This is a genomic window from Rubripirellula obstinata (assembly GCF_001642955.1).
Lineage (GTDB): Bacteria > Planctomycetota > Planctomycetia > Pirellulales > Pirellulaceae > Rubripirellula > Rubripirellula obstinata.
This window is the reverse complement of record NZ_LWSK01000013.1, coordinates 60,823-86,541: the sequence shown is the minus strand read 5'-3', so window position 1 is coordinate 86,541 and position 25,719 is coordinate 60,823. Positions and strand designations below refer to the sequence as shown.

Here is a 25,719-nt window from a genome sequence, read left to right as displayed (position 1 = left end):
AGGTACTCATCAAGCTTCTTGGTCATCGCGTTACTCCATCAAAATACGATCGTTCATCAAGCCGAAACCGGGAACAAATCTGTCCCCCAAAGAAAACCATGTCAATACCAAAGATTTAGCGGCCCAGGCGATGCCCACGCGGTTAAACGATTTAGGTTCCAGGAAAGCGATCGAAACAGCAGCGTTGGGTCAGGTTTGTCGGGTGGTATTGAACCTGCACGAAACCATCACGCGATACTAGCAATGGATTTTAAGCCTTTCGCTAATCCGACCCGCAAGCGTAAACTTAGGCTACCGAGAGCACGGGGTGCTCTTCTCGTCAAAAAACGCAGCAGGGGCACCGATGCCAAGTCACAACACGGCTCGTGATCAACGAGCTTGGCGTATTCGCAGACCCAAACCCAGCCGACATCGCACAGCACATCGCAGCCGACGTTTGTCGATTCAATCGCTTGAAACACGGCGGTTGATGGTCGCTGAGAACGCTGTGTTTGAGATCAGCGAAGTCTTGAGTGCGGCTGGATTGGTGGGCAACGTTTCGTCGCAGGTTCAGTGGGGCGACGGAAGCCTGACCAATGCGACGACAACCGGCGGTTCGGCGACCGGAAACCTGAACGTCCGATTCAATTACAGCCTCGACGATAACCGGTTTTTCAATCGGCCCGGTGCAAGGGCGGCACTTGAATTCGCTGCCGAATCGTTTGTCAGTCGATTTAGTGACCAGTTTACTGCGATCGGAACTAACCAATACGTGACGGTCATTCCCAAGGTGCTTGACCCGGTGACTGGCAACGAAGTCGTTCTGCCCAGCAACCCGTCGATCGCCGCGAACGAGATTGTGATCTATCCGGGTTCCAGAAATTTCACTGGAAATACGGCTGGCGTTGGAGGTCCTGGTGCGTTCGATTTGCCATCGAGTTTTACGTTTCGAACGCCTGCCGAACGGGCGCGAATTCAAGCGGAAATTAGTGCCTTCCGAAACTCAGTTGTCGGACGAGGCCAAGCCGGAGCATTAGGCACGGCAACCACCGCAACCGATTACGCCGTCGCGGTTGGGTCGATTGCTTTTGACCAACGCAGTTCCCGCGATTGGTACTTTGGCATCGACCCTGATGGCATTGGACCTGGGCAATCAGATTTCATCACCATCGCCACCCACGAATTGGCTCACGTGTTTGGGTTTGGCCTGTCCAATTCATGGGCACGACTCAGTTCCGCCAACGGGTTTCGTGGTGCAGCGGCCAAGGCGATTTTTCCTGGCAGCGGAAATGTTCCACTGGAAAGCCACGCGGGCGAAGGGTTCGCGCACTGGGCCGACAACGTCGATGAAATCGTTCCGACGATCATGCCCGGAACCATTGACGGGTCGCGTCGCGCCAGTTTTTCGCCACTCGATTTTGCTGCCATGGATGACATCGGGTTTGACGTGGTGAACATGGACGCCACCGTGACCGCTTCGCATCGCTACCCCGATGATGGAAGTTATCCGACCAAGATCATCCTGAAAGGCAGCCGGGGTGGTGTCGTTGAGTACGAACTTGGGAACACCACCGTCACCAATGTTGCACCCACGTTAAGCGTCGTCGAAGATCGCACCGTTACGGAGGGCCAATCGTTTTCCATCACCAACATCGGATCGATCACCGACCCAGGGTTCCGCAACCAGAACGTCGATCCTTCCACAACAGAAACTTTTTCCTACACGATCGATTGGGGTGACGGAGAATCGGACAGCGGTACTGCGACGATCGACCGGCATGGCAACGCGAGTCCAAGGACCACCAACGCATCGTTCAATGGTTCGCATCGATACGATTCGCCAGGCAACAAAACGGTGCGTGTCACGGTGACCGATGACGATGGCGGTCGGGATACTGAAACGTTTCGCATCACCGTCAATCCGATTCCAGAATTGTCGCTGGCTTTTGCCGACGCGACCATCACCGAAAATGCCGGCAACAATGCGACCACGCTAACAGTATCCGTGTCCGGTCCCGCTTCGGATCAACCGCGCCGGGTGAATTTGGTCAGCAGCGATTCCACCGAAGTAACCGTGCCAGCGACGGCCACGATTCCTGCTAACGCGACTTCGGTCGTCGTTCCGGTCAATGCGATTGATGATGACTTGTTCGATGGGAATCAAATTTCGACCGTGACCGCATCGGGAACAGGAGTCGAATCCGCCACCGCTGAGATTACCGTTGGTGATGCCGAAACCATTTCAGCAGCCTTTTCTGCAACGACGGTTGTCGAAGGATCATCGGGCGAAGTCACGCTTACTTTGACGCGCAGCAACACCGACACTGACGAAGCGCTAGAAGTGCTTTTGCGTCGAAACCGCGGACGGCTTGGGTTGCCCGCCAGCGTCGAAATTCCAGCGGGCCAGCGAACGCTGGATGTGGCACTGAATCCGCCCAATGACGACATGGCTGAATTGACGACCGAGGAAGAAGTCCTGGTCCTTGCGACCGGATATCCGAATGCGGTGGTGTCATTGAATTTGGTTGACGACGAGCCGCCGCTTTTTCAAAACCCGGACAATCGTTTTGATGTCGATGGTGTTGACGGAGTCTCGGTACTAGATGCACTGATCGTGATCAACGTCGTCGCCCGCCGCTTGTCAGGACAACTTGATCCAGCGACCGAAACGCCCGACGGTCAGTTCTGGGACGTCAACGGTGACTATCAAGTCACTGCACTGGACGCTCTGCAAACGATCAATTTCATCGCCAGGAATGCTGGCACTCAAAGAGAACCCGAACCACCACCGAGCGAACGGATGCTTGTGGTTCCGCAATCGGATGACGGTGATGATGAGTCGAATTTCGTCGCGAACGATGATGCAATCGCGTCGATGTTTTGAAGTTGCGTTGTTTGATAGTCGCCTTTCGCTCCGCGAAAGCAGCGGATTCGCTACTTTCGCAGAGCGAAAGGCGACACTTATGCCAAAAATGCTCACACCGACCGTACAACCGCGATCAAACGGTCGATGTCTTCTTCGTTGTTGTAGGCGTGGATGGCGGCTCGTACTCCGGTTCCTCGGCAACTGACCACGACGTTTTCGTTTAACGCTTCTTCGCGAAATTCGGCGGGCTCGATTCCGGGCACTTGAAAGTTGACGATGCCGCTTTGGTTTTCTGGGTTGGCATCGATCGCGGTGACTGCACCGGTGGCGATCAGTTTTTCTCGCAGCATCGACGCCAGCGATAGCACTCGGTCGCTGATTGCTTCGGGGCCGTGAGCGTTTTGGATCTGGACAAACAAATCCATGCTTGCGGCTAGCGCACCGATGCCGACCATGTTGGCGGACCCGGACTCGAATCGTGTTGCGTCGTCGCTGAGCACCATTTTTGGTTTGCTGTAATTGTGCGATTCTTTGACGCTGGCCCATCCGATGTTCAACGGTCGCAAACGGTCGAAATGTTTTCGGCGGATCATCGCGACGCCGACGCCTTCGGGGCCGAGCAGCCATTTGTGACCGTCGGCGGCCAGAAAATCGATGGGCGTTTTTTGCAGGTCCAGCGGATAAACGCCAAGGCCCTGGATTGCGTCCACGAAGACCGCGACGCCTCGGTCATGGGCACGGCGGACCAAGTCGTCGAGATCGACTCGGAATCCGGTCGCGTATCCGACCCAACTGAGTGCGATGATTTTGGTTGTTTCATCGACGTGATCCATCAGGTCATCGACCTGGACTTCGCGGTCGGATCTGCGCGGAACCACGCGGACTTCGACGCCCTTGGATTGCTGATTCAACCAGGGGAAGAGGTTGCTGGGGAATTCGCCATCGGGGATCACGACGCTGTCGCCAGCGACCCACGGCCAGCCCTCGGCGACCAAGTTGATTCCGGTGGTCGTGTTGGGAATGATGCAGAATTCTTTTTCGTCGCCGCCGGTCAACTCGGCTGCGGATCCTCGCAAGGCCTTCAAATTGCGATTCCAGGACGGCCAAACGGTGTCGCCCAATTGGCTGGCCTGGCCGGCAAATTTGCTGACCCATTGGGCCGCAGGCAAACTGAGCGGCCCCACTGCGGCGTGGTCAAAATACGCAAATTGGTCGGAAATCGGCATCTGGGCCCGCCACCAATCCCAGGGCTGGTCGATCGTGGTGGGCAATGGTTCAGACGTGACTTGCATGCGAAATCCGTTTAATCGTTACGAACACTGGGCGTTCAGAGAAGTGTTAATTTAGCTTGTTCGTCTGGGCGTGTGAAATGACGGCAATTGCAACTATACTGCTGCACTGGTCCAGCCCCCGGTCCGATCGCTTCCACTATAGCCGCGTAAAAACGGCTGCTCAAACTCGCCCCTTTTCCAAAACACGAGGACATTGATGCCCAAGGCGCTTTGCTTGATTAGCCTTGTGGCTTCGGCTTTCATCGTCATCGCGTTCCTGGCGGACTTCGTCTTTGGAATGATGGGCAACGTCGCTCTCGCCCCCTTTGGTGCCGCCAGTCTGATGATGGACATTGTCTACATCTTCCTGGGCAGCATCATGATCTTTATGAGCTTCAAGACGTTCAAAGAACTACGGTGACGCGGAACTACGGCGACGCGGCGCGATTGATTCGGTCCATAATCGCTTGACCGATTCCGGTGTGTTCGCACGCATCGATCAGGATCGCCCGCACGTCGCTCTGGTCGGCTTCGCGAAGCATCGCGAACAGGTTTCGTGCGACTTCGTTCAAGTTGCCATCTTTGCTGAGCGTCCAGACCTGCTGAAACTTTGCGGATTGGTCTTCGCCGATGGGAGCAAAAACGAGTCGGCCGAGTCGGCTTAAATCGGGCGGAAGCGGATCGGTGCCCGCGATCAGAAGCGGCTTCGATGGCGAGTAGTGTTTGGGGAATTGCCCCGGAGACAGCATCGGTTCGTTTTGGTTTGTACCGGAATCGGCCGATCGGGTCAGGCATCGAATCGGATGCCCGAATGCTGTTTCCAATTCGTTGACCGACACCCCGCCCGCTCGCAATAGAATCGGTCCTTGCGGTTCCAGTTTGATGATCGTTGATTCGATGCCGCATTGGCACGGACCGCCATCGATGATCATGCGAACCTGATCGCCCAGCCCAAAGGCGACATGCATCGCCGTTGTGGGGCTGATGTAGTTCGATGGGTTCGCGCTGGGTGCCGCGAGCGGAAAACGGCACTGCCTAAGCAACGCCAAGGCGACCGGATGATCGGGAACACGAATGCCGACCGTATCACCGCCCGCGGTCGCGACTTTGGAAATCTTTTTTGATCGCGGAACAATCACGGTCAAAGGCCCAGGCCAAAAACCGGCCGCGATATCAAACTGCGGTCGAATCCAATCGCTTGAACCAAGCTCGCACCAACCGCTGGCGTCGTCGGCTGATGCGGCGTGAACGATCAGCGGATTGGTCGGCGGACGTTTCTTAGCGGCATAGATTTTTGCCACCGCATCGTCGTCGGTCGCGTTGGCGGCTAAACCGTAAACGGTTTCGGTAGGCACGCCAACCAAGTCCCCATGCCGCAAAAACCCAGCAGCTTTGGCTAGGTTGTCGGACGTCGGCTCGGCAATTTTGGATGAATCCATGAACGCAATAACTTAGCCGATTCGATAGCGGTCGTGGAAACAAGCAGCCGGAAAGCTAATCGGTGGCGGGGGGTAATTCGCTAGGTACCTACGCAATAACCTTTTTGTCTAACTTTCCTACGTGGATCGTGTGGCACAGAGTTAGACAAAAAAATTGTTGTCAAAAAAATGGTGTGCGAGGTGTTCAGCTTTTTCCGCCGAGCTAAAGCAGCAAAGGTGTCGGAATTGTTGCCGGAATTGTTGCTTGCGTTTGGGCGGTGCTGCGGAAGCTATTCGCCTCGCGGCGTCCAGGCCGATGCCGCAGTCCGTTCGCGTAGATCGAGGTTTGCCTGCGTTCGCATTTCCTGGTCATCGCCTCTTAACCGGACATGCACAATCACTTTGTCGGTTGCGGGTGTTTGGTCTTCAAAACGAATCGGGATCTCGAAACCGCCGGACTTGTCGGCGGCGATCATCGCGGCGACTTCCTTGCGGCTAAAATCCCAACGCCCCAAACGATTGTCGCCCGGGTCGCGGTCCGGATCCAATACCACGACTGACAATTCGGCATCGACCTCGAAATCGTTCAGGTTCAATGAGCGACCGAGTCGATCCATCGCGGTCACGACCAACGTCGCTCCGTCGAGTTTTTGTCCGTCGCGATGTCCGACGGATAGTGCTTGATGAATCCGCAGGTCTTCGGGGACGGCGGTTGGGTTTTGAGTCGAATCGGGCAACAGGATTTGTCCTGGTGGTTTCTCGTCACCTGAACCAGCCGCGGGCGGTCCGATGTTGCCGGGGATGATCGGATCAAATTGTGTGTCGTCTTTGCCAGGTGGCGAAATGCCGGCCGGTGGCGGCAGGATCTCGAACTCGGGACGCCTCGATGGTGATTTGGTGTTGGGCAACGTGTCGGGAAAATCCATCTGACCAGGATCTTTCAGCGGCCCAGGTTCTTTCAGAGGCTTCGGGTCCTGGAGTTGTGACTTGAAATTATCAGGCTTCAAATTGCCGGACTGTGGATCTGCTTTCGGGATCGCTATTTCTTCGGGTGCGACGGTTTCGCCGGTATCAAACATGCCAGGGTTGAAATCATCAGGGTCAAATGCTTCTTCGGTTTCCAACCCTTCGTCGAGCGGATCGGGTTGCGGTTCAAGTTGGGGCGCGTCCATCTCAAAGTTGTCAACGTCCGGGTCCGGCGTCGGAACGGGGACTCCACCATGGAAATCAATCGGGTTGGGATCGATCAGGTCGTCTGATGGGACGGGGGCATGATGGTGCGAATGCGGCGAAGTGCCGATTTCGTCAGGCGTTGGGATTCGAGACGATTTGACTTGGTTGTTGTACTTTTGAAGCCGGTCCTGCAGCACTCGGTTTTGATAATCAGCATCATAGAGCTGATCTTCCAGCACACGAATCTCGCTGGCCATTCGTTGCCGATAGACTTCCTGATGAGCTCGACTGTTACAGCCGGTCGATATCATCGCAGCAACAAACAGCATGGACGTGATAGACCAAGCTGCGGGCGAAAATCGAAAGCTGGAATGCGGCGTGATCGGGTTCACGTTGCCAGGTTCACAGGGGGCGATACGGTGCCAATTGCGTAAAATCACGCATGACTGCCGTTGCTAGTACCAGCATCGCCCCGTTTGGGTCAACGGAGATCGCTTGCCCGGTTTTGCAAGCAAAGATGTGGCGAATGGGAGGCTCACGTGACACCACAACGCTCATATTTCACGTTCAAACCGGGGAAAGCCGCTGCTGTCCCCCTTTTCCGCACCCATCGTCGCTCGCTACACTACTGCCCGCCCGAAAATCGCGCGCGACAAAACAACTACTCCCCCCTTCTGAATTTGAGGTCCCTCGCCGGATGTCTACCTCCACTGAGACCCCTTCCGCCGACTTGGCCGTCACCGAAGAAAAGCCAGCCCTGACGCTAGACGTCAAAGTTGAAAGCCCATCGGCTTGCCTGCGAGACGTGCTGGTCACGATCCCCAACGCCGACGTCAAGCGGTACCTCAAGGACGCTTACGACGAACTGGTCCCCGAAGCCCAAGTGCCCGGTTTCCGTTCCGGTCGTGCTCCTCGCAAACTGGTTGAAAAGCAGTTCAAGGACCGCGTCCAAGAACAGGTCAAAGGATCGCTGTTGATGGACAGCCTTGGTCAAGTGACCGAATCGCAAGACTTCTCGGCGATCGGTGAACCCGACTTCGACTACGAAGCAATCAAGCTGGACGAAGACGCCGATTTCAAGTTTCAATTCAAAATCGAAGTACGTCCCGAATTCAAGACTCCGAAATGGGAAGGCATCAAGCTTGCCAAGCCTGTCGAGGAAATTTCCGACGCCGACGTCGATGAAGCTCTTAAACGAGTTCTGTCACGTTACGCGACTTTGGAAGCAACCGACGAAGCGGCTGAAGCCGGCGACAAGTTGCTGATCACGGCCAAGTTCAAGCTCGACGGCAAGCAGTTGTCGGAAATGGACGAGGAACGGGTCACGATCGAAGACCGACTCAGTTTCAGCGACGCGTACTGCGAAGACTTTGGCAAGTTGATGGCCGGCGTCAAAGAAGGCGAAACCCGTAAGGGCAAAGCTGTGGTTGCCGAAGGCGTCGATAACGAAGAAATGCGTGGCAAGGAATTGGACGTCGAATTCCACGTCGTCGAAGTCCTGAAGTTGGAGATGCCGGAATTGACGGACGAATTCCTGGAAGAACTCGGCGATTTCGAGAACGAAGGTGAATTGCGATCCTTCGTGAACGATTCGCTCGCACGCCAAGCCGACTACCGCACTCAACAAGCCGTCCGCAAGCTGATCGTCGATTTGCTGACCGCTGATGTTGATTTTGAATTGCCCGCAACATTGGTTCGCAAACAAACCAACCGCGAACTTCAACGCCAAATCATGGAATTGAAGCGGAGCGGTTTCGATGACGAAATGGTCAAACGTTTCGTCAACGCGTCACGCCAAAATGCCCAAGCTTCGACCGAAGCGGCATTGCGTGAACACTTCGTGTTGGAACAAATTGCCGAAGAGCAAAAGATCGATGCAGAAGAGTCTGATTACGAAGACGAAATCGAGTTGATCGCTCAGCAAGAAGACGCACCGGCTCGCCGAGTCCGTGCTCGATTGGAAAAGCAGGGCCAGATGGATGCACTGCGAAACCAGATCGTCGAACGCAAGGTGATCGAGTTGATCGTCGAGAAGGCGAAAGTGACCGAAGAGAAGGTGGACAAAAAAGAGGGCGAAGACCCAACCGAGTTCGCCGTCTACCACAACGCCTTGGCAACCAAGAACGACGCATCGATTCCAGAAGCCAAGTACGCAGACGATTCGCCGATGGAAACCCAGGACAAGAAGAAAGACGACTCCGGCAAAGTTGACGAAGAGTAAGATCCTCGTCAGACCCAAAATTCAAATTTCACAAAACGCGGCTCAATCGAGTCGCGTTTTTTTATTGCCCAAAATTCCCTGCCGTAACAAAGTAGGCCGTAGCGAGCCCCAGCGAGTTACGGCAATACGCCAATGCCGAACAAAGTAGGCCGTAGCGAGCCCCAGCGAGTTACGGCAACGCGCCAATGCCGTAACAAAGTAGGCCGTAGCGAGCCTCAGCGAGTTACGGCAATACGCCAATGCCGTAACAAAGTAGGCCGTAGCGAGCCTCAGCGAGTTACGGCAATACGCCAATGCCGTAACAAAGTAGGCCGTAGCGAGCCTCAGCGAGTTACGGCAACGCGCCAATGCCGTAACTCGCTGAGGCTCGCTACGGCCTACGTTGTTGTTGTTGTTGTTGTTATACACTCCTTCGGCATCAAAACACGCACAATCGGCACCTTTGGGACACTCAACCGTCACAAACTCTGACCAAATCTTGAGTTTACACGGTGGCAAATTAGGCTGGATACGCGTTCTAACGCGGTGGACAACGGACTGAACACTTCTACAGCGTTCCTATTAGCTTTGCCTGCACACCAAGTTCCTGCGTCATGAGTCAGTCTCCATCACTATCGGTCGCCGCGAAACAGCAGCGTGCAGAATCTCCGACTCGCGATTCGGAAGGTCTGTTCCCGTTGCCGCTGGCTCCGATTGAAAAGTACTTAGTGCTGGACGACCGGCCCGAATGCCCGATGACCAGCTTCATCGAACTGCACTTCGCCGGACCGTTGCAAGTCAACGCGTTGGCCAATGCGCTTCACCAAACCGTCCACCACCATCCACTGCTCGCGTCCACGTTGATCGAGATTGATGGCCATCTGCATTGGCAATACGATCCAAACTTTGTACCCGAGCTACGTGATCCCGCGACCGACCCGATCCTGTTGAAATCTGATCTGATCGATAGCGATCAACCCAACCCGCGTCCCATTGATCTGTATCGCGAACCAGGTTGCCGATACTGGTACAGCGAAAATGACGAAACAGGTCGATCACGGTTGATCATTCAACTTCACCACGCCGCATGCGACGGCGTTGGACTTCGTCGAGTGCTGATTGACACGCTGGGAAGCTATGCAAAAACAACTGATGCCGTCGATCACGCAACCGGCGAAGCTGAATCCGATGAAACACCACGCCAAATCAAAAAACGTAAACGCGACCAACTCGATCCGACTCGCTTGTTAGATCGCGCCGACTTTTCAGAAATCCAATCCAAGCCGCTAAAGAAATCGCTTACCGGATTACAGAAGCTCGCCAACGCGTACTACTTTCACTTCCAACGCCCCCAACCACTCGTCGCAGATAAGGCGACGGATAAGGCGACGGATAACAGCAAGCACACCGACAAAGACAGTGACGACCAACCGCTGCGTCATTTCATCTTTGACGAACCCATGTCAAAGCGGTTGCTGGATTGTTGCCGGCAAAACGAAATCAGCGTCAACGATTTGATGCTGACGATTCTGTTTCGCGTGTGTCAGCATTGGAATCGTGCGCAAGGAATCACCAAACCAAACAGCCGCATTCGATTGTTGATGCCAGTCGATTTGCGTGGCCGAACCGATCTGCAAACGCCTGCGACCAACCGGTTAAGCTTTTCGTTTCTGGGCCGAACGCACAAGCAATGCGATGACTGGCAATCGTTATTGGCCAGCGTTCAAGCTGAAACGCAAGACATCAAAGACACTCGCGTCTACATGGACTTCCTGGAAGGCCTTGCTGCTTTGGCCGGCAAACCAAAATCACTTGCTCGTGCGATCCGATTCAGCCGCAACATGTCCACCAGCGTGCTGACCTACACCGGCGATATCGCTCGCGGAATGAAGAGCCATTTCCCTGAACAGGACGGACGCCGCAAAGTTGGCGACAGCTTCCTAGACAACATTCTTATCGCACCACCGGCCCGTCAGCACACCAACATCACCTTGGGCATCTGCATCAATTGGGGACAAATCTGCATTTCAGCAAACTGGAACCGAAACGAGCTTACCGGCCAACAATGCCAACAATTCCTGCAACTCTACGCCGACGCCACCGCCGAATGGCTGGCCACAATGGAATTGGAACAGTGAGGTTGAAGTAGGCGTTAGGCGTTAGGTTTTAGGCGTTAGGTGTTAGGAAAGCTGAGTGATGCGTTCCTAACACCTAACACCTAACGCCTAAAACCTAATTCCTAACACCTTATTCCTAACTCTCACGCTGCTCTTTTAAAATCTGAGCCACAGAGACTCTGGTAGAAACGGTTTCGGTTGATCAGCTTGGCGTGGACGCCTTCGTCAACGACTTGGCCGCCTTCGACGACCACAATTCGATCGGCCATCGCCAGGCTAGTAGGTCGGTGAGTGATCATGATGCCGGTGCGATCGACCAGGAACTTTGCGAGTGCCTGATGAATTAACTGTTCGCTTTCCAAGTCGATTTGACTGGTCGCTTCGTCGAGAATCAAGATGTCGGGATCACGCAGGAAGGCGCGTGCGAGAGCGATTCGTTGCATCTGTCCACCCGACAATCGCATGCCCTTACCGCCCAACATCGTTTTGTATCCGTCCGGTGTCTTGTGACGAATGAATTCGTCCGCGAACGCCAACTTGGCGGCTCGAACCACCGCGTGATCATCGGCACCTGGCGTTCCGTAACGAATGTTTTCTTCGATCGTGTCGTCGAACAACACGGTTCGCTGAGTCACCAGTGCGATCCGCTTTCTGAGTTCACGTGCTCGCAATTGGTCAACCGAAACGTCGTCCAATAGAATTTTTCCCGATTCGGGATCATCAAATCGGCATAGCAAGCTAATCAACGTACTCTTGCCGCAACCGTTGGGGCCGACGACCGCGACCGTTTCACCATGACGGATCGACAAATCAATGCCTTGCAAAACTCGCGGCCCGGACGGGTACGTGTAGGCAACGTCCTGGAACGTGATTCGTGAATGAGGACGAGCGAGGAACGACGAAGTTTCTGGTTCGATAACGCGACTCTTTCGATCAATGATCGCAAACACTCGGTCCGACGCCGCAATCCCACGCTGCAATCCGCTCCAAACATCCGTCAGTTTTTTCGCTGGATCCGATGCACCGATAAGCAACGCAAAAAACGTCAGCACTTCGGCTGCACCAAGTGGCTGGTCAGACATGCGGAGTCCGAACAGATGCGTGTCGCCGTTCATCGCCAAGTATCCGCCAGCCAAAATGGCCATGCTGACCGTGATGATGCCCAGCATTTCGCTGGTGCTGCGAGCCAGCATGTTGTACAGCCCCATTTTCATCGATCGGCGAAAGTATGCCTGGGTTCCTTGCTTGAACTTGGCTCGTTCGATGCCTTGAGTATTAAAAGCCTTGACGACACGAATCCCAGCGAATGAATTGTTCAGCAGTCCATAGACCTGACTCATTTCTTCCATCATTCGCCGCGACGCACGTCGAATCGCTCGACTGATATGGTGCATGATCAGCCCGACGATTGGCGTGACCACCATCACCAACAACAACAAACGCGGACAAATGTAAGCGGCACCGACCAAGCAAGTGATCATCTTTAGCGGTTCGCGAATCAGACGCCCCATCAAGACATTGACGCCGCCGCAAACGTTTCCGACATCGTTGGTAAGGCGACTGGTCAGATCGGCCGAGCCGTTTTCGCCGAACAGTTCCAAGTCCAAGTGAAGGGCTTTTCGGAAGAACAAATTGCGAAGATCCAACGACGTCCGCTCGGTCACGTATTGGACCAACATCAAATTGCTGCCCAGTGCCACCAACTTCACCGCCGTCGCCACCACCAGGAACCCGATGATCAGCAACAGTGTGTCGTAGGCTCCACCGGGTGTGTATTTTTCGATGTAGGGTTGCGCTTTTGTCAGAAACGAAACTGATTTCGCGATCAGTTGTTGTTCTTGCTGCTTTGCGTCCAGTGAGAATTGTAGGGATGCTTTCTTGGATTCGTCCGCGACTGATATTTGCTGTTTCAGTTCGCCGATTTGCAAATCCAACGCGACGGTTTTCTCGTCCGCTTCGGTGATTTTGGCGTGCGCATAGTCGGCCAGCGAATCGTGATCTTCGTTGAAAACGACTTCCACCACCGGGTACAGAATCCCGAAATTTGCCGCCCACAGAAGCGAAACGACCAACGAGGTCAGCAGAATACCGAACAGTGCCAACCGTCGCTGAGCGGCGATGATCAATACGCGTCGAAAGTTTTTCATAATGTCTCGTTGTCTGCCTGGGGTGCGGTAACCGTGCTTGTACCGAACACCCCCGCCCGCGATCTAGCGCAATTTTGAAAGAATTGATGGGCTAGGTGGCAGACACGCTAATCGGCTGAACGCCGAAGGAATTGTCCCAAAACAACTTCATAGGATTCGATTCCCCAAATCCCTCGCCCACGCGTTCGGGTTGAGAAATCAGGAAGCCATTTCGAGCCGGTTCCTAAAAGTAGGCCGTAGCGAGCCCCAGCGAGTTACGGCAATGCGCAAATGCCGTAACAAAGTAGGCCGTAGCGAGCCCCAGCGAGTTACGGCAACGCACGCCAAATGCCGTAACTCGCTGGGGCTCGCTACGGCCTACGGAAGCGTCCTTGGTGTACATACCCTTCCGATCCCAGTAGCCGTATTGCTACGATTCTGGCATGAGAACTCTGCTTTTTGACATCGACGGCACGCTGCTTCTTACCAACAACAGCGGCAGCGGTGCATTGAAACAGGCGATCGAGGAAGAATTCGGCTTAACCGACAGCCGCGTCGATCTGGACTTTTCTGGACGAACCGACCGGTCAATCCTGGTCGAATTGCTCGAAAAGAACTCGCTGCCGACGACCCCGGAAAATCAACTTAGGCTGGAAAAACGCTACGTGGATCAACTGCCGCGAGTCCTGGCCGATTTTGGCGGGTATTTGCTGCCCGGCGTCACTCCTTTGCTGGCAAAGATGGCTCAGCGAACGCACGTTCGATGTTGCGTGATGACCGGCAACCTGATCAGCACCGCGAACGTGAAACTGAATCATTTTGGCTTGGCGTCCCATTTTTTGAATGTGTTCGGCGGCGATCACGATGCCCATCGCGATGACCTGGCCCGCCGCGCCGCATCCGACCTGGTCCAAATCTATGGTGACGGTGCGACCGACGATCTAGTGGTCATTGGCGACACATCGGCTGATGTTTTGTGCGGACACGCCATCGGTGCCAAAGTGGTTGCCGTCGCGACCGGCAGCGAGGATCAGCAATCGTTGTCAAAGCATCGTCCGCACGCCGTCGTCGATGATCTGTCCGATACCGAAGCGATGGTCGATTTGTTGACTGCGTAAATCATCGGCGTAAATCATCGGCGTAAATCATTACAGTTCAACGCAAATCAAATGATCCTGCACATTGACATGGACGCGTTTTACGCGGCGATTGAGCAACGCGATCGGCCGGAGCTTCGTGGTTTGCCAGTCGTTGTCGGCGGATCGTCGGCACGTGGTGTCGTTGCCGCGGCCAGTTACGAAGCCCGACGGTTTGGAATCCACAGTGCCATGCCTGGACGACGCGCGGCCGAACTGTGTCCCGACGCCGTTTTTGTTCGCGGCCGCATCGATCACTACGCGGCCGTCGGACGGCAAGTCCGCGAGATTTTTTGTCGCTACACGCCGCTGGTGCAACCTTTGTCGTTGGACGAAGCGTTCCTGGATGTTTCAGGAACGCTGCGGCTGTTTGGTACTGCTGAAAAAATCGGGCGAGCCATCAAATCAGCGATCCGCGACGAACTGGACCTGACCGCATCAGTCGGCATCGCACCGCTGAAATTTGTTGCCAAAATTGCCAGTGATCTGCAAAAGCCCGATGGATTTGTTGAGGTCTCCTCTGCTGGCGTGCAAGCGTTTTTGGATCCGTTGCCGGTCACGAAGTTGTGGGGCGTTGGGCGAGTCGGGAAAGACAAGCTGCATCGCAAGGGGATTTTCAAAATTGCAGATTTACGGGCCCGTTCGTGCGAAGAGCTCCATCAATCCTTTGGAAGTTGGGGCGAACATCTTTGGAAGCTATCCAATGGGATCGATGCTCGGGCGGTGATTCCTGATCGAACGGCGAAACAGATTGGTCACGAAAGAACTTTCCACGAAGACCTAACCGATCCAGAAATGATCCGAGCCGTTGTCAGCTACCTGACCGAGGCGGTCGCGGGTCGGTTGCGGTCAGGCGGCCGTCATTGCAGGTGCGTTTCGATCAAGTATCGCCGTGATGACTTCCGCACGTTCGCCCGCAGCGTCACGTTGCCGCGTACCACCGATTCGACGGATGAAATTTTTCGAGCGGCAATCGAGTTGCTGGAAAAAATGAGACAGCAGCAACCTCGTCCCGTGCGATTGATCGGTGTTTCGTTGGGCTCGCTAACCGACCGAGATGCACCGACGCAAATGTCGTTGTTCGATATGGCTGAAAATGAATCAAACCAGCGAGACGTGGACAAGGTCGTCGATGGTTTGCGAGACGCGATCGGTGAAAAAGCGGTGTACCGAGCAACAAGCCACGATTGGATCAACCGAAAAACAAAGTAACTTTCGTGATTAATAGTAGGCCGTAGCGAGCCTAAAGCGAGTTACGGCAATACCGCAAAATGCCGTAACTCGCTTTAGGCTCGCTACGGCCTACATCAAGAAATTTCTTAACTGATCGCACACGGCGTCCAGAACGTGAATTCGTGCGGTGTACTTGTCGTTTGCGGGCACGATCACCCAGGGCGCTTGCGGAGTATTGGTCAATTGAATCATGTCATTGACCGCTGATTCGTACTCGTCCCATTTTTCGCGGTTCCGCCAATCTTCGTCCGTCAACTTCCATCGTTTGTGAGGCGTCGTTTGGCGTTCCTCGAATCTTCGCAACTGTTCGTCTTTCGTGATGTGCAACCAATACTTGCAAACCATGATGCCGCTTTCGACAAGCTGCTGTTCAAATTCGTTGATCTCTTTGTAAGCACGTTGCCATTCGTCCGGTCTGGCAAACCCCTCGACTCGTTCGACCAGCACACGCCCGTACCAAGATCGGTCAAAAATCGTGATGTCGCCGCCGGTGGGCAAGTGTCGCCAGAATCGCCAGAGGTAATGATGGGCGAGTTCTTCGGCAGTCGGCGCAGCGGTCGGGACGACTTGATAATTACGCGGATCGAGTGCTTGCAGGATGCGGCGAATCGATCCGCCTTTGCCAGCGGCGTCCCAACCCTCGAACGCAAGCATGCTGGAAACGCGTTGCTGTTTGGCTTGGCGAAACAATCGATTGAGTTCACCTTGGGACTGAGCCAGCCGAAGTCGATAATCTTTCTTCGCCAACGTCTGTTTCAGGTCAACGCCGGACAACCAGTTGACGTGGCTGGGTTTGAACTCTTTCTTTGCTGGTGCAGGCTTTGCCGGAACCGGCGATTTGGTTGTTGATGTTTGCGGCGAAGTTGTCTGCGGTTTGGACTTAGTCTTCGATTCGGCCAATCGATTTTTGATTGCTTCGAGAAGATGTTCGGCGATTGTGATCGAACGGTAACGGTGGTCGGCACCGTCGATGACTCGCCAGGGTGCCAGTTTGGTGTCGGTTGCTTCGATGATTTGGTCGCCGGCTTGGACGAAACGATTGTACATCGCCCAATGCGCCCAGTCCGAATGCGTGACCCGCCAAGACGTCGCCGGATTCGCTTCGAGCCGTTCGAGTTGTTTTCGCTGATGTCGTTTGTCCAGGTGCATCCAGAACTTCAGGATCAAAGCGCCGTCATTCGCATGCATTCTCTCGAAGCGTCTGATTTCTTGAACATGATTTTGAAAGTCGTCAGGCTGAACCCGCTGTGCCACACTGCCAAGCAGCACCTTTGAATACCATGCGCTCAAAAACAGTCCGATGCGTCCGCGAGGCGGGACGTCGTGCCAGTACTTACGAAACGCCGGACGCTGGGTTTCTGAATCCGAATCCGTCGGCCGGCCATAGGCACGGTTGATCAACCACCGCGGGTCCATCCACTCGTTTAGCAGATTAACCACTTCGCTTTTCCCCGCTCCATCGACGCCGGCGAACAGCAGGATGACAGGGAAATCAGCTTTGCGAAGCGAGTTCTGAGCCTCCAACAATTCCGCTCGCAAGGCAGGCAGTCGGGCGTTAAATTCACGTTTCTTTAGTTTGTTCGAGTGAACAAAGTCGGCCAGTTTCATTGAATGTCTCGTGGGTGCGACGTTTGGCAGTCCACCACTATAGACGCACCCTCGATGCACAGAAGTGGTTGGAAAATCAGCCGTTAGACACTGCGGCGCAGGCAAGCTAATCGGCTGAAGTCCCTAAAGTAGGCCGTAGCGAGCCTCAGCGAGTTACGGCAATACGACCAATGCCGTCACCTTCTGGAAGCTCGCTACGGCCTACAAAACCGTGTACCGATTAGCGTGCCTGCGCCCCAAACACTGTAGTTGCCAAGACTGCCCTGCTCAAAGCTTGGCAATCGATCTAGAATGCCGGGCATGATAAAGCTTGCATCGATCTTTTGTATTGCGTTGGTTGTTGAAGTCGGCGTTGCCCGCGGCGAGATCCCCATCAATTCGGGGTCAATCCAGCGTGAGTCTGAACAATTTATTCCGAACGCCGAAGTATCACTTCGATCCGACATTCAGTATTTGGCCAGCGAAGAACTGCGTGGCCGAAGTGTGGCCGATGACACGATCGATGTCGCCGCCGACTATATTTCTGGCCGGATGAGTGGTGTGGGTTTGGACACCACCATGATCGACGGTACAGCGTTCCAACCGGTGTCGATTCCGATTGCCGTCCAGGCCGGTGAGGCTTCGCAGAATTATGTGAAGTTTGAATTCGCATCCAATGATGCGTCCAATGCTGAACTCGATCAGCAGAAAAGCAACATCATCGCCGCTGATTTGGATCGCGACATGATGCCGATGACGGTTGGCTCGGCGACTGGTGATGTCCAAGCACCGTTGGCCTTCGTTGGCTACGGGATCACCGCGCCAGAATTTCAATACGACGACTATGCCGGGATCGATGTTAGCGGGCATGTGGTGATCGTGTTGCGAAAAGAACCGCAGGCGTCTGATCCCGATGGACGTTTTAATGGCGTCAAACACACTCGGCACGCATTTTTCGCAACCAAAATGCAGCAAGCGATGAAACGCGGCGCGGTGGCGGTCATTTTTGTCAGCGATGCCGAAAGCACTCGGCGGGAAGTTCAGCAGATTCAGACCCGCATCGATGGCGAGCTGTCGCGAAAGAAACGTTTGAACGATCAATTGCAAACGCTGCCCACCGAGGCGATTAATACTCGAGCGGCGTTGCTGGACAAAATCGCGACGATTGATTCGATCGTTGGAGGAATGGAAATCAAACGGTCGGCGGCACAAAGCGGCGTGATGGAAATCTCGACCGCGGGCAGTCCTGCAAAGGGCAAAAACATTCCAGCGATTTCAGTCTCACGGACGCTGATCAGCGATCTGCTGCAGCAAACCGCCAACAACACGCAAGCTCGAACGCTCGTTGAGTTTGAATCTGACATTGATTCGACCTTCACACCGCAAAGTCAGATTCTGGATGGTGTTACGGCCAGCGTCAGTGTTTCGATTGAACCGTCCAGCCGCGTCAGCAACAATGTGATCGGCGTTTTGGAAGGTCGCGGAAACTTGGCTGACGAAACCGTGATCGTTGGGGCTCATTACGATCATGTTGGCATGGGCGGCGTTGGTTCGCTTGCGCCGGGCACGATCGCGATTCATAACGGAGCCGACGATAACGCTTCGGGAACCGCTGCGATGTTGGCGGCGGCGGCCAATATCAAAACCAAGTTGGCTGACGTGACCGATCACCGGCGAGTGATGTTCATTGCATTTACGGGCGAAGAACGTGGACTGCTTGGCAGTAAGTTCTACGTTCGCAATCCAAGATTTCCGCTGGAAAACACCGTTGCGATGATCAACTTGGACATGGTCGGTCGGTTGCGTGACAACGAATTGACGGTCTACGGAACTGGTTCGGCCAATACGATGGACGATATTGTGGAACGTGCCAACGCAAGCTTAGCCGACAACGGCGGGGCTTTTAGTCTGTTCAAAGTGCCGACCGGATACGGCCCGAGCGATCATCAATCGTTTTATGAGGTGGGGGTTCCGGTACTGTTCTACTTTACGGGGCTGCATAACGATTATCATCGGCCATCTGATGATTTCGGCAAAATCGATTTTGGTGGACTGACCCGGATAACCGATATCGTTACTGAGTCATGTCGCTTGATCGCGATCAGCCCTGATCGGCCCAGGTATGTCGAAACGGAAAAGAAGTTCAAGATGCGCTGGCAAAAAACAGCGGTTTTGGGTGTTTCCCTTTCGGATACTGAAAACGAATGGGGAACCCCGATGGTGTTTGTTTCGGCGTTAAAACCGGGCGGGCCAGCGATCAACGCGGGGATTCGCGAAGGTGACCAATTGGTCCAGATCGGAAAGGACCGTGTCCAGCGATCTGGGGACGTTTTGTCATCGCTAAGAGGCAAAAGACCAGGCGAAAAGCTAGAAATACGGGTCCTCCGCGATGGTAATGTCATTGTAATTCCCGTGAATCTGGCAGAACGAGACTGAATAAGAACCGGAAGAAGAACTGAAGAAGAAGCGTTAACAAAAAAAACTTTGCGACCGGTCTTATTGGGACCATATTCGTCTTGTTTCCCGGGCAGCGTGGTGACACAATCCCGACGGATCAAGAACCTGATGGCAAGCAGTAGGGCAGGTGGCACGGATCGTCATCGGCCTGCGGGTCATCAACGAATAGACGCACCACACACGCAAGGAGTAGCGGACGTGCGAAAGATTGGACAATCGGCTGTTGTAACAGCCCTGATGTTGACCTGTGCTCTGACCGGTTCGGTCATGACACCTGCCCGTGCATCGGCTCAAGATTCGGCAGGACACCGAGTTGCGGTCGTGGACGTGGCATACATTTTCAAGAATCACGCTGGCATCAAGTCGCAAGTGTCGAAAGTCGAAAGCGACTTGAAGGCTTACGAAACGACATTGAAGGGCAAGCGAGATGAACTGAAGACTTCGGCTGAACAGTTGAAGACTTTCAAGGTCGGCACGCCACAGTATGCCGCTCAAGAAGAGCAAGTCGCAAGCCTTGAATCAAAGCTTCGTCTCGACATGGCTCGCAAGCGTAAAGAACTCGCCGATGCGGAAGCTCAAATTTACTTTGAGAACTATCAGCGTATCGCCGAAGGCGTCAAGTTCTTGGCGCAGCATTACAAGGTCAACTTGGTGCTTCGTTACAACAGCGAAGACATGGACCTGGAAAAGGGCGAATCGGTCATCCGCGGCGTCATGAAGAACATCGTCTATCACGACGATTCGCTCGACATGACCAAGGGTGTGATGCAGTACTTGGATAAATTCAATACTGACGTCGCAAGCCGACCAGCAGCCAATCGCTAAGCCGCTTTTTCGTAAAGCAGCAATCGAAAATGAGGCCGTTTGCGTGATCGTTCGCCAAGCGTGCCTTTGGGAATGGAAGAAATTGAAAAGAAGAAGAGATCGATCACACGGATGTGGTCGATCACGGCTGATCTCGATCAGCCCCGTTGTTGTGAAAGCACAACGAAAGTGGAAACCTAGTGCCAGGGAGGCAGCGGCGTGCCACGCATTCGTCACGAACATACAAGGCAACGCCAGGATCATTCTGGCCAGCGCCTTCGCAACGAGCATACGATTGCCTCGTCATGCGAAGTTCGCGGACGAGGTTATTGGACCGGACAGGAAGTCTGTGTCCAGATTCATCCAGCGGCTCGCGGAACCGGCGTCACGCTTGTCCGCACCGACTTGATGCCCGAAAACTCGTCGGACAAATCACAAAACCATCCCCGCTGCAACGCTTCGGTCACCCACCGGATCGATGCTTCCCTGCGAACCAACTTGGTGAGCGGTTCAGCAAAGTTTCAGATGGTTGAGCATTTGATGGCAGCGATTTCAGCTTTGGAAATCGACAATTGCATCGTCGAAATTGACGGCGAAGAAATGCCCGCACTCGATGGCAGTTGCCTAGCATTTGCCGAGGCGCTTTCGCACGCGGGTCTGATCATTCAAGCATCACCCAAGAAAGCGTTGGTCATCCGTGACCGGCTACGCGTTGGCTCGCCAACCGGTTGGATCGAAGTGGTCCCGTCGAACAAAGGCGAACTATTCTTTGAGTATCAGCTAGGCTTTGACGACGACACGCCGATCAAAGCACAAAGTTTTTCGATCGAACTCACCCCCGATCGATTCATTCGCGAAGTCGCATCAGCGCGGACCTTTGTCACCGAATCACAGGCTTGCAAAATCCGTGCATCCGGATTGGCGGGGCATGTTAGCAACACAGAATTGTTGGTGATTGGTGATAGCGGACCGATCGATAACGAATACCGATTCAGCAACGAATGTGCTCGACACAAAACGTTAGACCTGATCGGTGACTTGGCGCTCGCCGGTGTTGAGATTGTCGGACGTTTCACTTCGTACCGTGGCGGGCACATCCTAAATGGCGCGATGGCAAACGCACTATTTGACCTAGCCCAGACGCAACAAACACAATCCCGAACAACAAAGTTGCAAAGTTTTCGCCGAACCGCCTAGGCTGGCATAGGCCTAGGTCCAGACGATTTGATATGACACGGCATCGACCAAATGCCACTGTCGACCCACCAAGAACTTTCCCTCCAAAGCAGAATCGCATGGGCACTCAAATAGCTCAAACCGCTGTTATCGATCCTCGAGCCAAGCTAGGCTCGAATGTTCAGATCGGGCATTTTTGTATCGTTGGGCCTGACGTCACGATCGGTGATGATACGCGTGTCGAAAACCATGTGGTGTTATCAGGTGTCACGCGAATTGGCGAAGACAATCGAATCTTCTCCGGCTGTGTCATCGGCACCGACCCGCAAGACACCAGCTACAACGACACGCCAACGTGCGTCGAAATCGGGCACGGAAACACGATTCGTGAACACTGCACCATCAACCGTGGAACCGAAAAAGAAGATGGAATCACGCGGGTTGGTGACAACAACTACCTAATGACCGGAACTCACGTTGCACACGATTGCAAACTGGGTGACCGAATTGTGATTGCCAACAACGCCATGTTGGGCGGACACGTTCATATCGGAAACGACGTGACGCTGGCCGGCGGTGTGGGTGTGAATCACTTTGCATCGATCGGGCAAATGAGTTTCGTTAGCGCGATGAGTCGCGTGTTGCACGACGTTCCGCCGTTCATGATCGTGGATGGCCAACCAGCCAAACCACGCGCCGTTAATAGTGTCGGGCTGAAACGCCACGACTATCCCGTTGATGACATCAAGTCATTGTCGGAAGCCTACAAGTTGCTGTACCGATCACGTGTCGGCGCAGCGGCTGCAAAGGCTGAATTGTTTTCCAAGGGGCCGATTCGGCCAGTACTGGTTCATCTCTTTGACTTCCTTGATCACGCCAGTGGTGGCAGTCATGGTCGAGGTCGTCACAATCGAAAGAAAGCAGCGTGAGTAATCTACGCATTGGCGTCGTCGGCGCCGGACATCTCGGTCGCATCCATGCCAAGCTGATTGGGCAAGTCGAAGGTGCATCGCTGGTTAGCGTCAGTGATCCTTTTGAAGCAGCAAGAAAGAACGCGGCCGAACTTTTTTCAGTTCCAACGCACGAAGCATTCAGCGACGCCATCGATTCAGTTGACGCGGTGATCATCGCTTCGCCAACCGATTCGCACTCGGAAGTTGCCGAAGCGTTCTTGAAGGCCGGCAAACACGTCTTTGTCGAAAAGCCGATCACGATCAAGCGCGAAGATGCTGATCGCTTGGCTCAGTTGGCATCGAAGAATCGTTTGACGTTGCAAGTTGGCCATGTCGAACGATTCAATCCTGCGTTCACGGCGCTTGGCGATTTGACGAGCGACGTGAAGTACGTCGAAGCCGTTCGTGCATCCAGCTTTCCCGGTCGCTGTTTGGATGTCGGTGTCGTGATGGATCTGATGATTCACGACCTGGACCTGATTCTTTCAATGACGGACGCATCCGTAAAATCGATTCACAGCAGCGGTCTATCGATCATCAGCGATCACGAAGACGTTGCCGAAGCTCGAATTGAATTCGAGTGTGGTCTCGTCGCAAATGTGAAAGCGTCACGGGTCAGCCCATCGCCCGCTCGTTCGATGCAGGTGTTCGGTGCCCGCGGTTTTGCAGACATCGATTTCGGTACACCCTCGGTTTCAGTCGTGCGTCCTTGCGAAACGATTGTCAATCGATCGTTTGACTTGGGGTTGGAAACCGAAAACCCGCTCGGTTACGGATCGACACTGTTTAGTTCGCGTATGAAGTGCGAAACGATTGAACTGGAACCAAGAAACGCGATCCTGGATGAACTGCATGATTTCGTAATCAGCATTCAAACCGGTGTTGCCCCGACGGTCGATGGTTTCGCCGGTGCTCGTGCCGTGGCCGTCGCCAATCAAGTACTCGATTCGATTGAAGAGCGACAGTGGTACGCCGATGCATCGCCAAGTGAAATGGGTGCGCATGCATGTGTTCGAGAAAACATCGAAGCAGCCAGTCGCAGAATCCGCCAAGATCGACGTGCGGCTTAGTTGAGTAGTCTTTAGCCGCTTACGCGTCGGACTTCCAACCAACGCCTTGAGAACTGTCCTAAAACAAGTTCCGTATTCGTCGCAATTTTTCGTAGCTGGGCCCGCCAGGGTTCAGTCGGGTACAGCTCAACGCCGTGAAGAGTTTTGGTCCCGGAAAACACGGATGAGTTCGTTTAGCCGCGTTGGCATCGCCTGGGCCGCTAAAAGTTTGGGGTTAAAGTCATTCTTGCTTGTGCTACTTTCTTTCTCTACGCCAACGGCGTTAAACAACATAGCCCAGGGTTAAAGTCGTCAATCGCCTTGGCGATTTGACGCTGCAACCCTGGGTCACTGCAACCCTGGGTCGCTGCAACCCTGGGTCACGGAGCACCAGCAGCCCTCCTCCCCCGTCCCCGATTTTGACGGCTTCGCCGCCAAAATCGGGGACGGGGGAGACTAATTCGTTAACGTCATCAACCCAGGGTTGCGGTTTGCTTCGCTACGCTCGCAAAACCTTAACCCTGGGCTATGGTGTTCAACGCCGTTGGCGTACTTCAGTAGGGACGGAATAAAACTTGGACCTCCAATGTCCGCGTCAACCCCAAACTTTTAGCGGCCCAGGCATCACCCCGCGCGTCGTGCTAGCCCCACAGCGGCCCAGGCGATGCCCAAGCGGTTAAACAATTTGGAAACCCTTCACGGCGTTGGGCTGCGCGCGTGCCAGTATTCGACGCTGATCCTTGAGCATCTTTAGCAGTGTTTCTCAGAAATGCCGACAGTTGTCAGCCCTCGGCAAACTGTGCGAGCAGATTGACCTCGTCGCCGCCAACCTAATCAATGCCTGTCCCTTTTTGAGCCGACAGCTTGAATGAGCGGAACTAGTTTTCGTCGTCGCTGCTTTCATGCAGTTTCTGCATTCGTTTGTGTGTCTCGAACTCCTTCGTCGGTGGCTTTGGGTTTTGCGTCACTTCGGATGGATTGGGCGACTCGAACTCGTCAGAGGGTTCCGTCGCTTTTCGGTTGGGAATCGAAGGCTTCGTTGGTTCAGACATCGGAATGCCTCGTGAGTATGAGGGGGTAAATTTACGAAAGTTGTTGTTCAGTCAGTTCCGCTTCGATCAGACTGGTGACTTGCCGCCGGTGCAGCCGAACACCTCACCGGTCACGTAGCTGGCTTCGTTGCTGGCCAACCAGACGTATAGCGGTGCCAGTTCAATTGGCTGAGCGGGGCGACCGAACACGGTGGACTTGCCGAATTGTTTGAACTTATCGGCGGTCATTGAACCGGGGATGAACGGCGTCCAGACTGGTCCGGGTGCGACCGCGTTGACGCGGATGCCGTTTTCCATGGCAAGCTTCGCCAAGCCCTTGGTCATGCCTAAAATCGCCGACTTCGTGGTCGCGTACGGCAACAAGAACGGAGACGGTTTGTAGCCTTGAATCGACGCGGTGTTGATGATGCTGCCGCCAACCGGAAGGTGCTTCATCGCGGCTTTGGATAACCAAAATGGAGCGTAGACATTGGTTTTGAAAATGCGATCAAACAACTCGCTTGAAAAACCATCCATCTCTTCCGCCGTCGCTTGGTAAGCAGCGTTGTTGACCAGAATGTCGATGCCGCCGAGTTCTTCACGCGTCTGGTTGACGAGATCTTTGCAGAACGATTCGTCACGCAAGTCGCCGCCGATCACGGCAACCTTCCCGCCGGCTTCCCTGGCGACTTCGGCGGTTCGATTCGCATCGTCGTCTTCGCTTAAATAATTGATTGCCACGTTCGCTCCTTCGCGAGCGTAACAAATCGCGATCGCCCGACCGATGCCACTGTCGCCGCCGGTGATCAGAGCCGACAGGCCCTTGAGTTTTCCAGAACCTTGGTAGCTCTCTTCACCGTGATCAGGTGTCGGTCGCATGTCAGACGTGCTGCCCGGCATGTCGAAAGACTGTTGTTCATCGAACGGCGGTGAAGCATAGCATTGGCGAGGATCGGCGAGCGTGACTCGGGCTTCGGTAGCGGTGGACATGGTGAACGGGTTCCTTGATGCTTGGTTGGGAAGGATTGGGAGGTTGATTGGTGGCCCCAGTCGCAAATCGCAAATGGTGTTAGTCGCAAATGGTGTTCCGTTGAAAGAAGAGAAACACAGATGCACAGAGATCGCAGAGGACGTTGCATCACG

Annotated in this window: 20 protein-coding genes; 12 read left to right on the top strand and 8 right to left on the bottom strand. The window is 54.3% G+C overall.

Features of this window, described 5'->3' with window-relative positions; translation table 11 throughout:
• Together RC85_RS28385 and RC85_RS06340 are read left to right on the top strand one after the other, a co-directional pair.
• Positions 1–241: hypothetical protein (locus RC85_RS28385; protein ID WP_238383097.1), on the top strand; the 241-nt coding region annotated here is incomplete at its 5' end.
• Positions 242–343: 102 nt separating this feature from the next.
• Entirely contained in the window at positions 344–2,863 is a 2,520-nt protein-coding gene (locus RC85_RS06340; RefSeq protein ID WP_068260048.1) for a dockerin type I domain-containing protein, read from the top strand.
• A 92-nt stretch (positions 2,864–2,955) separates the two neighbouring features.
• Here RC85_RS06340 and RC85_RS06335 read toward each other — a convergent pair whose 3' ends face one another.
• Positions 2,956–4,137, bottom strand: coding sequence for an aminotransferase class V-fold PLP-dependent enzyme (locus RC85_RS06335; RefSeq protein ID WP_068260047.1), 1,182 nt, complete (start codon positions 4,135–4,137; stop codon positions 2,956–2,958).
• Positions 4,138–4,333: 196 nt separating this feature from the next.
• Here RC85_RS06335 and RC85_RS06330 point away from each other — a divergent pair, with 196 nt between their 5' ends.
• On the top strand, positions 4,334–4,537 hold the full coding sequence (locus tag RC85_RS06330; RefSeq protein ID WP_068260044.1) for a hypothetical protein: 204 nt from the start codon (positions 4,334–4,336) through the stop codon (positions 4,535–4,537).
• 7 nt (positions 4,538–4,544) lie between these two features.
• Here the strand turns inward: RC85_RS06330 and RC85_RS06325 are convergent, their stop codons facing one another.
• Positions 4,545–5,555 carry an L-threonylcarbamoyladenylate synthase gene (locus RC85_RS06325; RefSeq protein ID WP_068260039.1) on the bottom strand — a complete coding sequence of 337 codons (1,011 nt, stop codon included), beginning with the start codon at positions 5,553–5,555 and terminating at the stop codon, positions 4,545–4,547.
• Positions 5,556–5,824: 269 nt separating this feature from the next.
• Positions 5,825–7,099: a hypothetical protein gene (locus tag RC85_RS06320; RefSeq protein ID WP_068260036.1), complete on the bottom strand. Its 1,275-nt coding sequence runs from the start codon at positions 7,097–7,099 to the stop codon at positions 5,825–5,827.
• Positions 7,100–7,404: 305 nt separating this feature from the next.
• Between RC85_RS06320 and tig the strand changes: the two genes are divergently transcribed.
• Together tig and RC85_RS06310 are read left to right on the top strand one after the other, a co-directional pair.
• The gene (gene tig, locus RC85_RS06315) at positions 7,405–8,928 is read left to right on the top strand and encodes a trigger factor (RefSeq protein ID WP_068260033.1); all 1,524 of its coding nucleotides are present in this window, start codon (positions 7,405–7,407) and stop codon (positions 8,926–8,928) included.
• A 593-nt stretch (positions 8,929–9,521) separates the two neighbouring features.
• Positions 9,522–11,045 (top strand): hypothetical protein, encoded by a 1,524-nt coding sequence (locus RC85_RS06310; protein WP_068260031.1) that lies wholly within the window; start codon positions 9,522–9,524, stop codon positions 11,043–11,045.
• A 122-nt stretch (positions 11,046–11,167) separates the two neighbouring features.
• Here RC85_RS06310 and RC85_RS06305 read toward each other — a convergent pair whose 3' ends face one another.
• Positions 11,168–13,171 (bottom strand): ABC transporter ATP-binding protein, encoded by a 2,004-nt coding sequence (locus tag RC85_RS06305; protein WP_068260028.1) that lies wholly within the window; start codon positions 13,169–13,171, stop codon positions 11,168–11,170.
• A gap of 422 nt (positions 13,172–13,593) precedes the next feature.
• Between RC85_RS06305 and RC85_RS06300 the strand changes: the two genes are divergently transcribed.
• The gene (locus RC85_RS06300) at positions 13,594–14,268 is read left to right on the top strand and encodes an HAD family hydrolase (protein WP_068260026.1); all 675 of its coding nucleotides are present in this window, start codon (positions 13,594–13,596) and stop codon (positions 14,266–14,268) included.
• Between the two features lie 51 nt (positions 14,269–14,319).
• Positions 14,320–15,498 (top strand): DNA polymerase IV, encoded by a 1,179-nt coding sequence (locus tag RC85_RS06295; RefSeq protein ID WP_068260023.1) that lies wholly within the window; start codon positions 14,320–14,322, stop codon positions 15,496–15,498.
• Positions 15,499–15,588: 90 nt separating this feature from the next.
• Here RC85_RS06295 and pap read toward each other — a convergent pair whose 3' ends face one another.
• Positions 15,589–17,127 carry a polyphosphate:AMP phosphotransferase gene (gene pap, locus RC85_RS06290; RefSeq protein ID WP_068260022.1) on the bottom strand — a complete coding sequence of 513 codons (1,539 nt, stop codon included), beginning with the start codon at positions 17,125–17,127 and terminating at the stop codon, positions 15,589–15,591.
• Positions 17,128–17,427: 300 nt separating this feature from the next.
• Here pap and RC85_RS06285 point away from each other — a divergent pair, with 300 nt between their 5' ends.
• Together RC85_RS06285 and RC85_RS06280 are read left to right on the top strand one after the other, a co-directional pair.
• The gene (locus RC85_RS06285; protein ID WP_160148035.1) at positions 17,428–19,542 is read left to right on the top strand and encodes a M28 family peptidase; all 2,115 of its coding nucleotides are present in this window, start codon (positions 17,428–17,430) and stop codon (positions 19,540–19,542) included.
• A 219-nt stretch (positions 19,543–19,761) separates the two neighbouring features.
• Positions 19,762–20,388, top strand: a complete 627-nt coding sequence (locus RC85_RS06280) for an OmpH/Skp family outer membrane protein (RefSeq protein WP_235033117.1) — start codon at positions 19,762–19,764, stop codon at positions 20,386–20,388.
• Here RC85_RS06280 and RC85_RS28850 read toward each other — a convergent pair.
• Complete coding sequence (locus tag RC85_RS28850; RefSeq protein WP_261340467.1) at positions 20,385–20,513, bottom strand: hypothetical protein; 129 nt, start codon at positions 20,511–20,513, stop codon at positions 20,385–20,387. The genes RC85_RS06280 and RC85_RS28850 overlap by 4 nt on opposite strands.
• Positions 20,514–20,586: 73 nt before the next feature.
• On the opposite strand from RC85_RS28850, the gene lpxC reads away from it, so the two are divergent.
• The 3 genes from lpxC (at position 20,587) to RC85_RS06265 (ending at position 23,566) form a co-directional block, all read left to right on the top strand.
• The gene (gene lpxC, locus RC85_RS06275) at positions 20,587–21,564 is read left to right on the top strand and encodes a UDP-3-O-acyl-N-acetylglucosamine deacetylase (RefSeq protein ID WP_235033116.1); all 978 of its coding nucleotides are present in this window, start codon (positions 20,587–20,589) and stop codon (positions 21,562–21,564) included.
• A 98-nt stretch (positions 21,565–21,662) separates the two neighbouring features.
• On the top strand, positions 21,663–22,472 hold the full coding sequence (gene lpxA / locus RC85_RS06270; protein WP_068260018.1) for an acyl-ACP--UDP-N-acetylglucosamine O-acyltransferase: 810 nt from the start codon (positions 21,663–21,665) through the stop codon (positions 22,470–22,472).
• On the top strand, positions 22,469–23,566 hold the full coding sequence (locus RC85_RS06265; RefSeq protein WP_068260015.1) for a Gfo/Idh/MocA family oxidoreductase: 1,098 nt from the start codon (positions 22,469–22,471) through the stop codon (positions 23,564–23,566). The genes lpxA and RC85_RS06265 overlap by 4 nt, the downstream gene beginning before the upstream one ends.
• Positions 23,567–24,423: 857 nt before the next feature.
• On the opposite strand, the gene RC85_RS26660 is transcribed toward RC85_RS06265, so the two are convergent.
• Both RC85_RS26660 and RC85_RS06260 read right to left on the bottom strand, forming a co-directional pair.
• The gene (locus RC85_RS26660) at positions 24,424–24,597 is read right to left on the bottom strand and encodes a hypothetical protein (RefSeq protein WP_157593886.1); all 174 of its coding nucleotides are present in this window, start codon (positions 24,595–24,597) and stop codon (positions 24,424–24,426) included.
• Positions 24,598–24,663: 66 nt separating this feature from the next.
• Positions 24,664–25,566 (bottom strand): SDR family oxidoreductase, encoded by a 903-nt coding sequence (locus tag RC85_RS06260; protein ID WP_068260012.1) that lies wholly within the window; start codon positions 25,564–25,566, stop codon positions 24,664–24,666.
• Positions 25,567–25,719 lie beyond the last annotated feature (153 nt).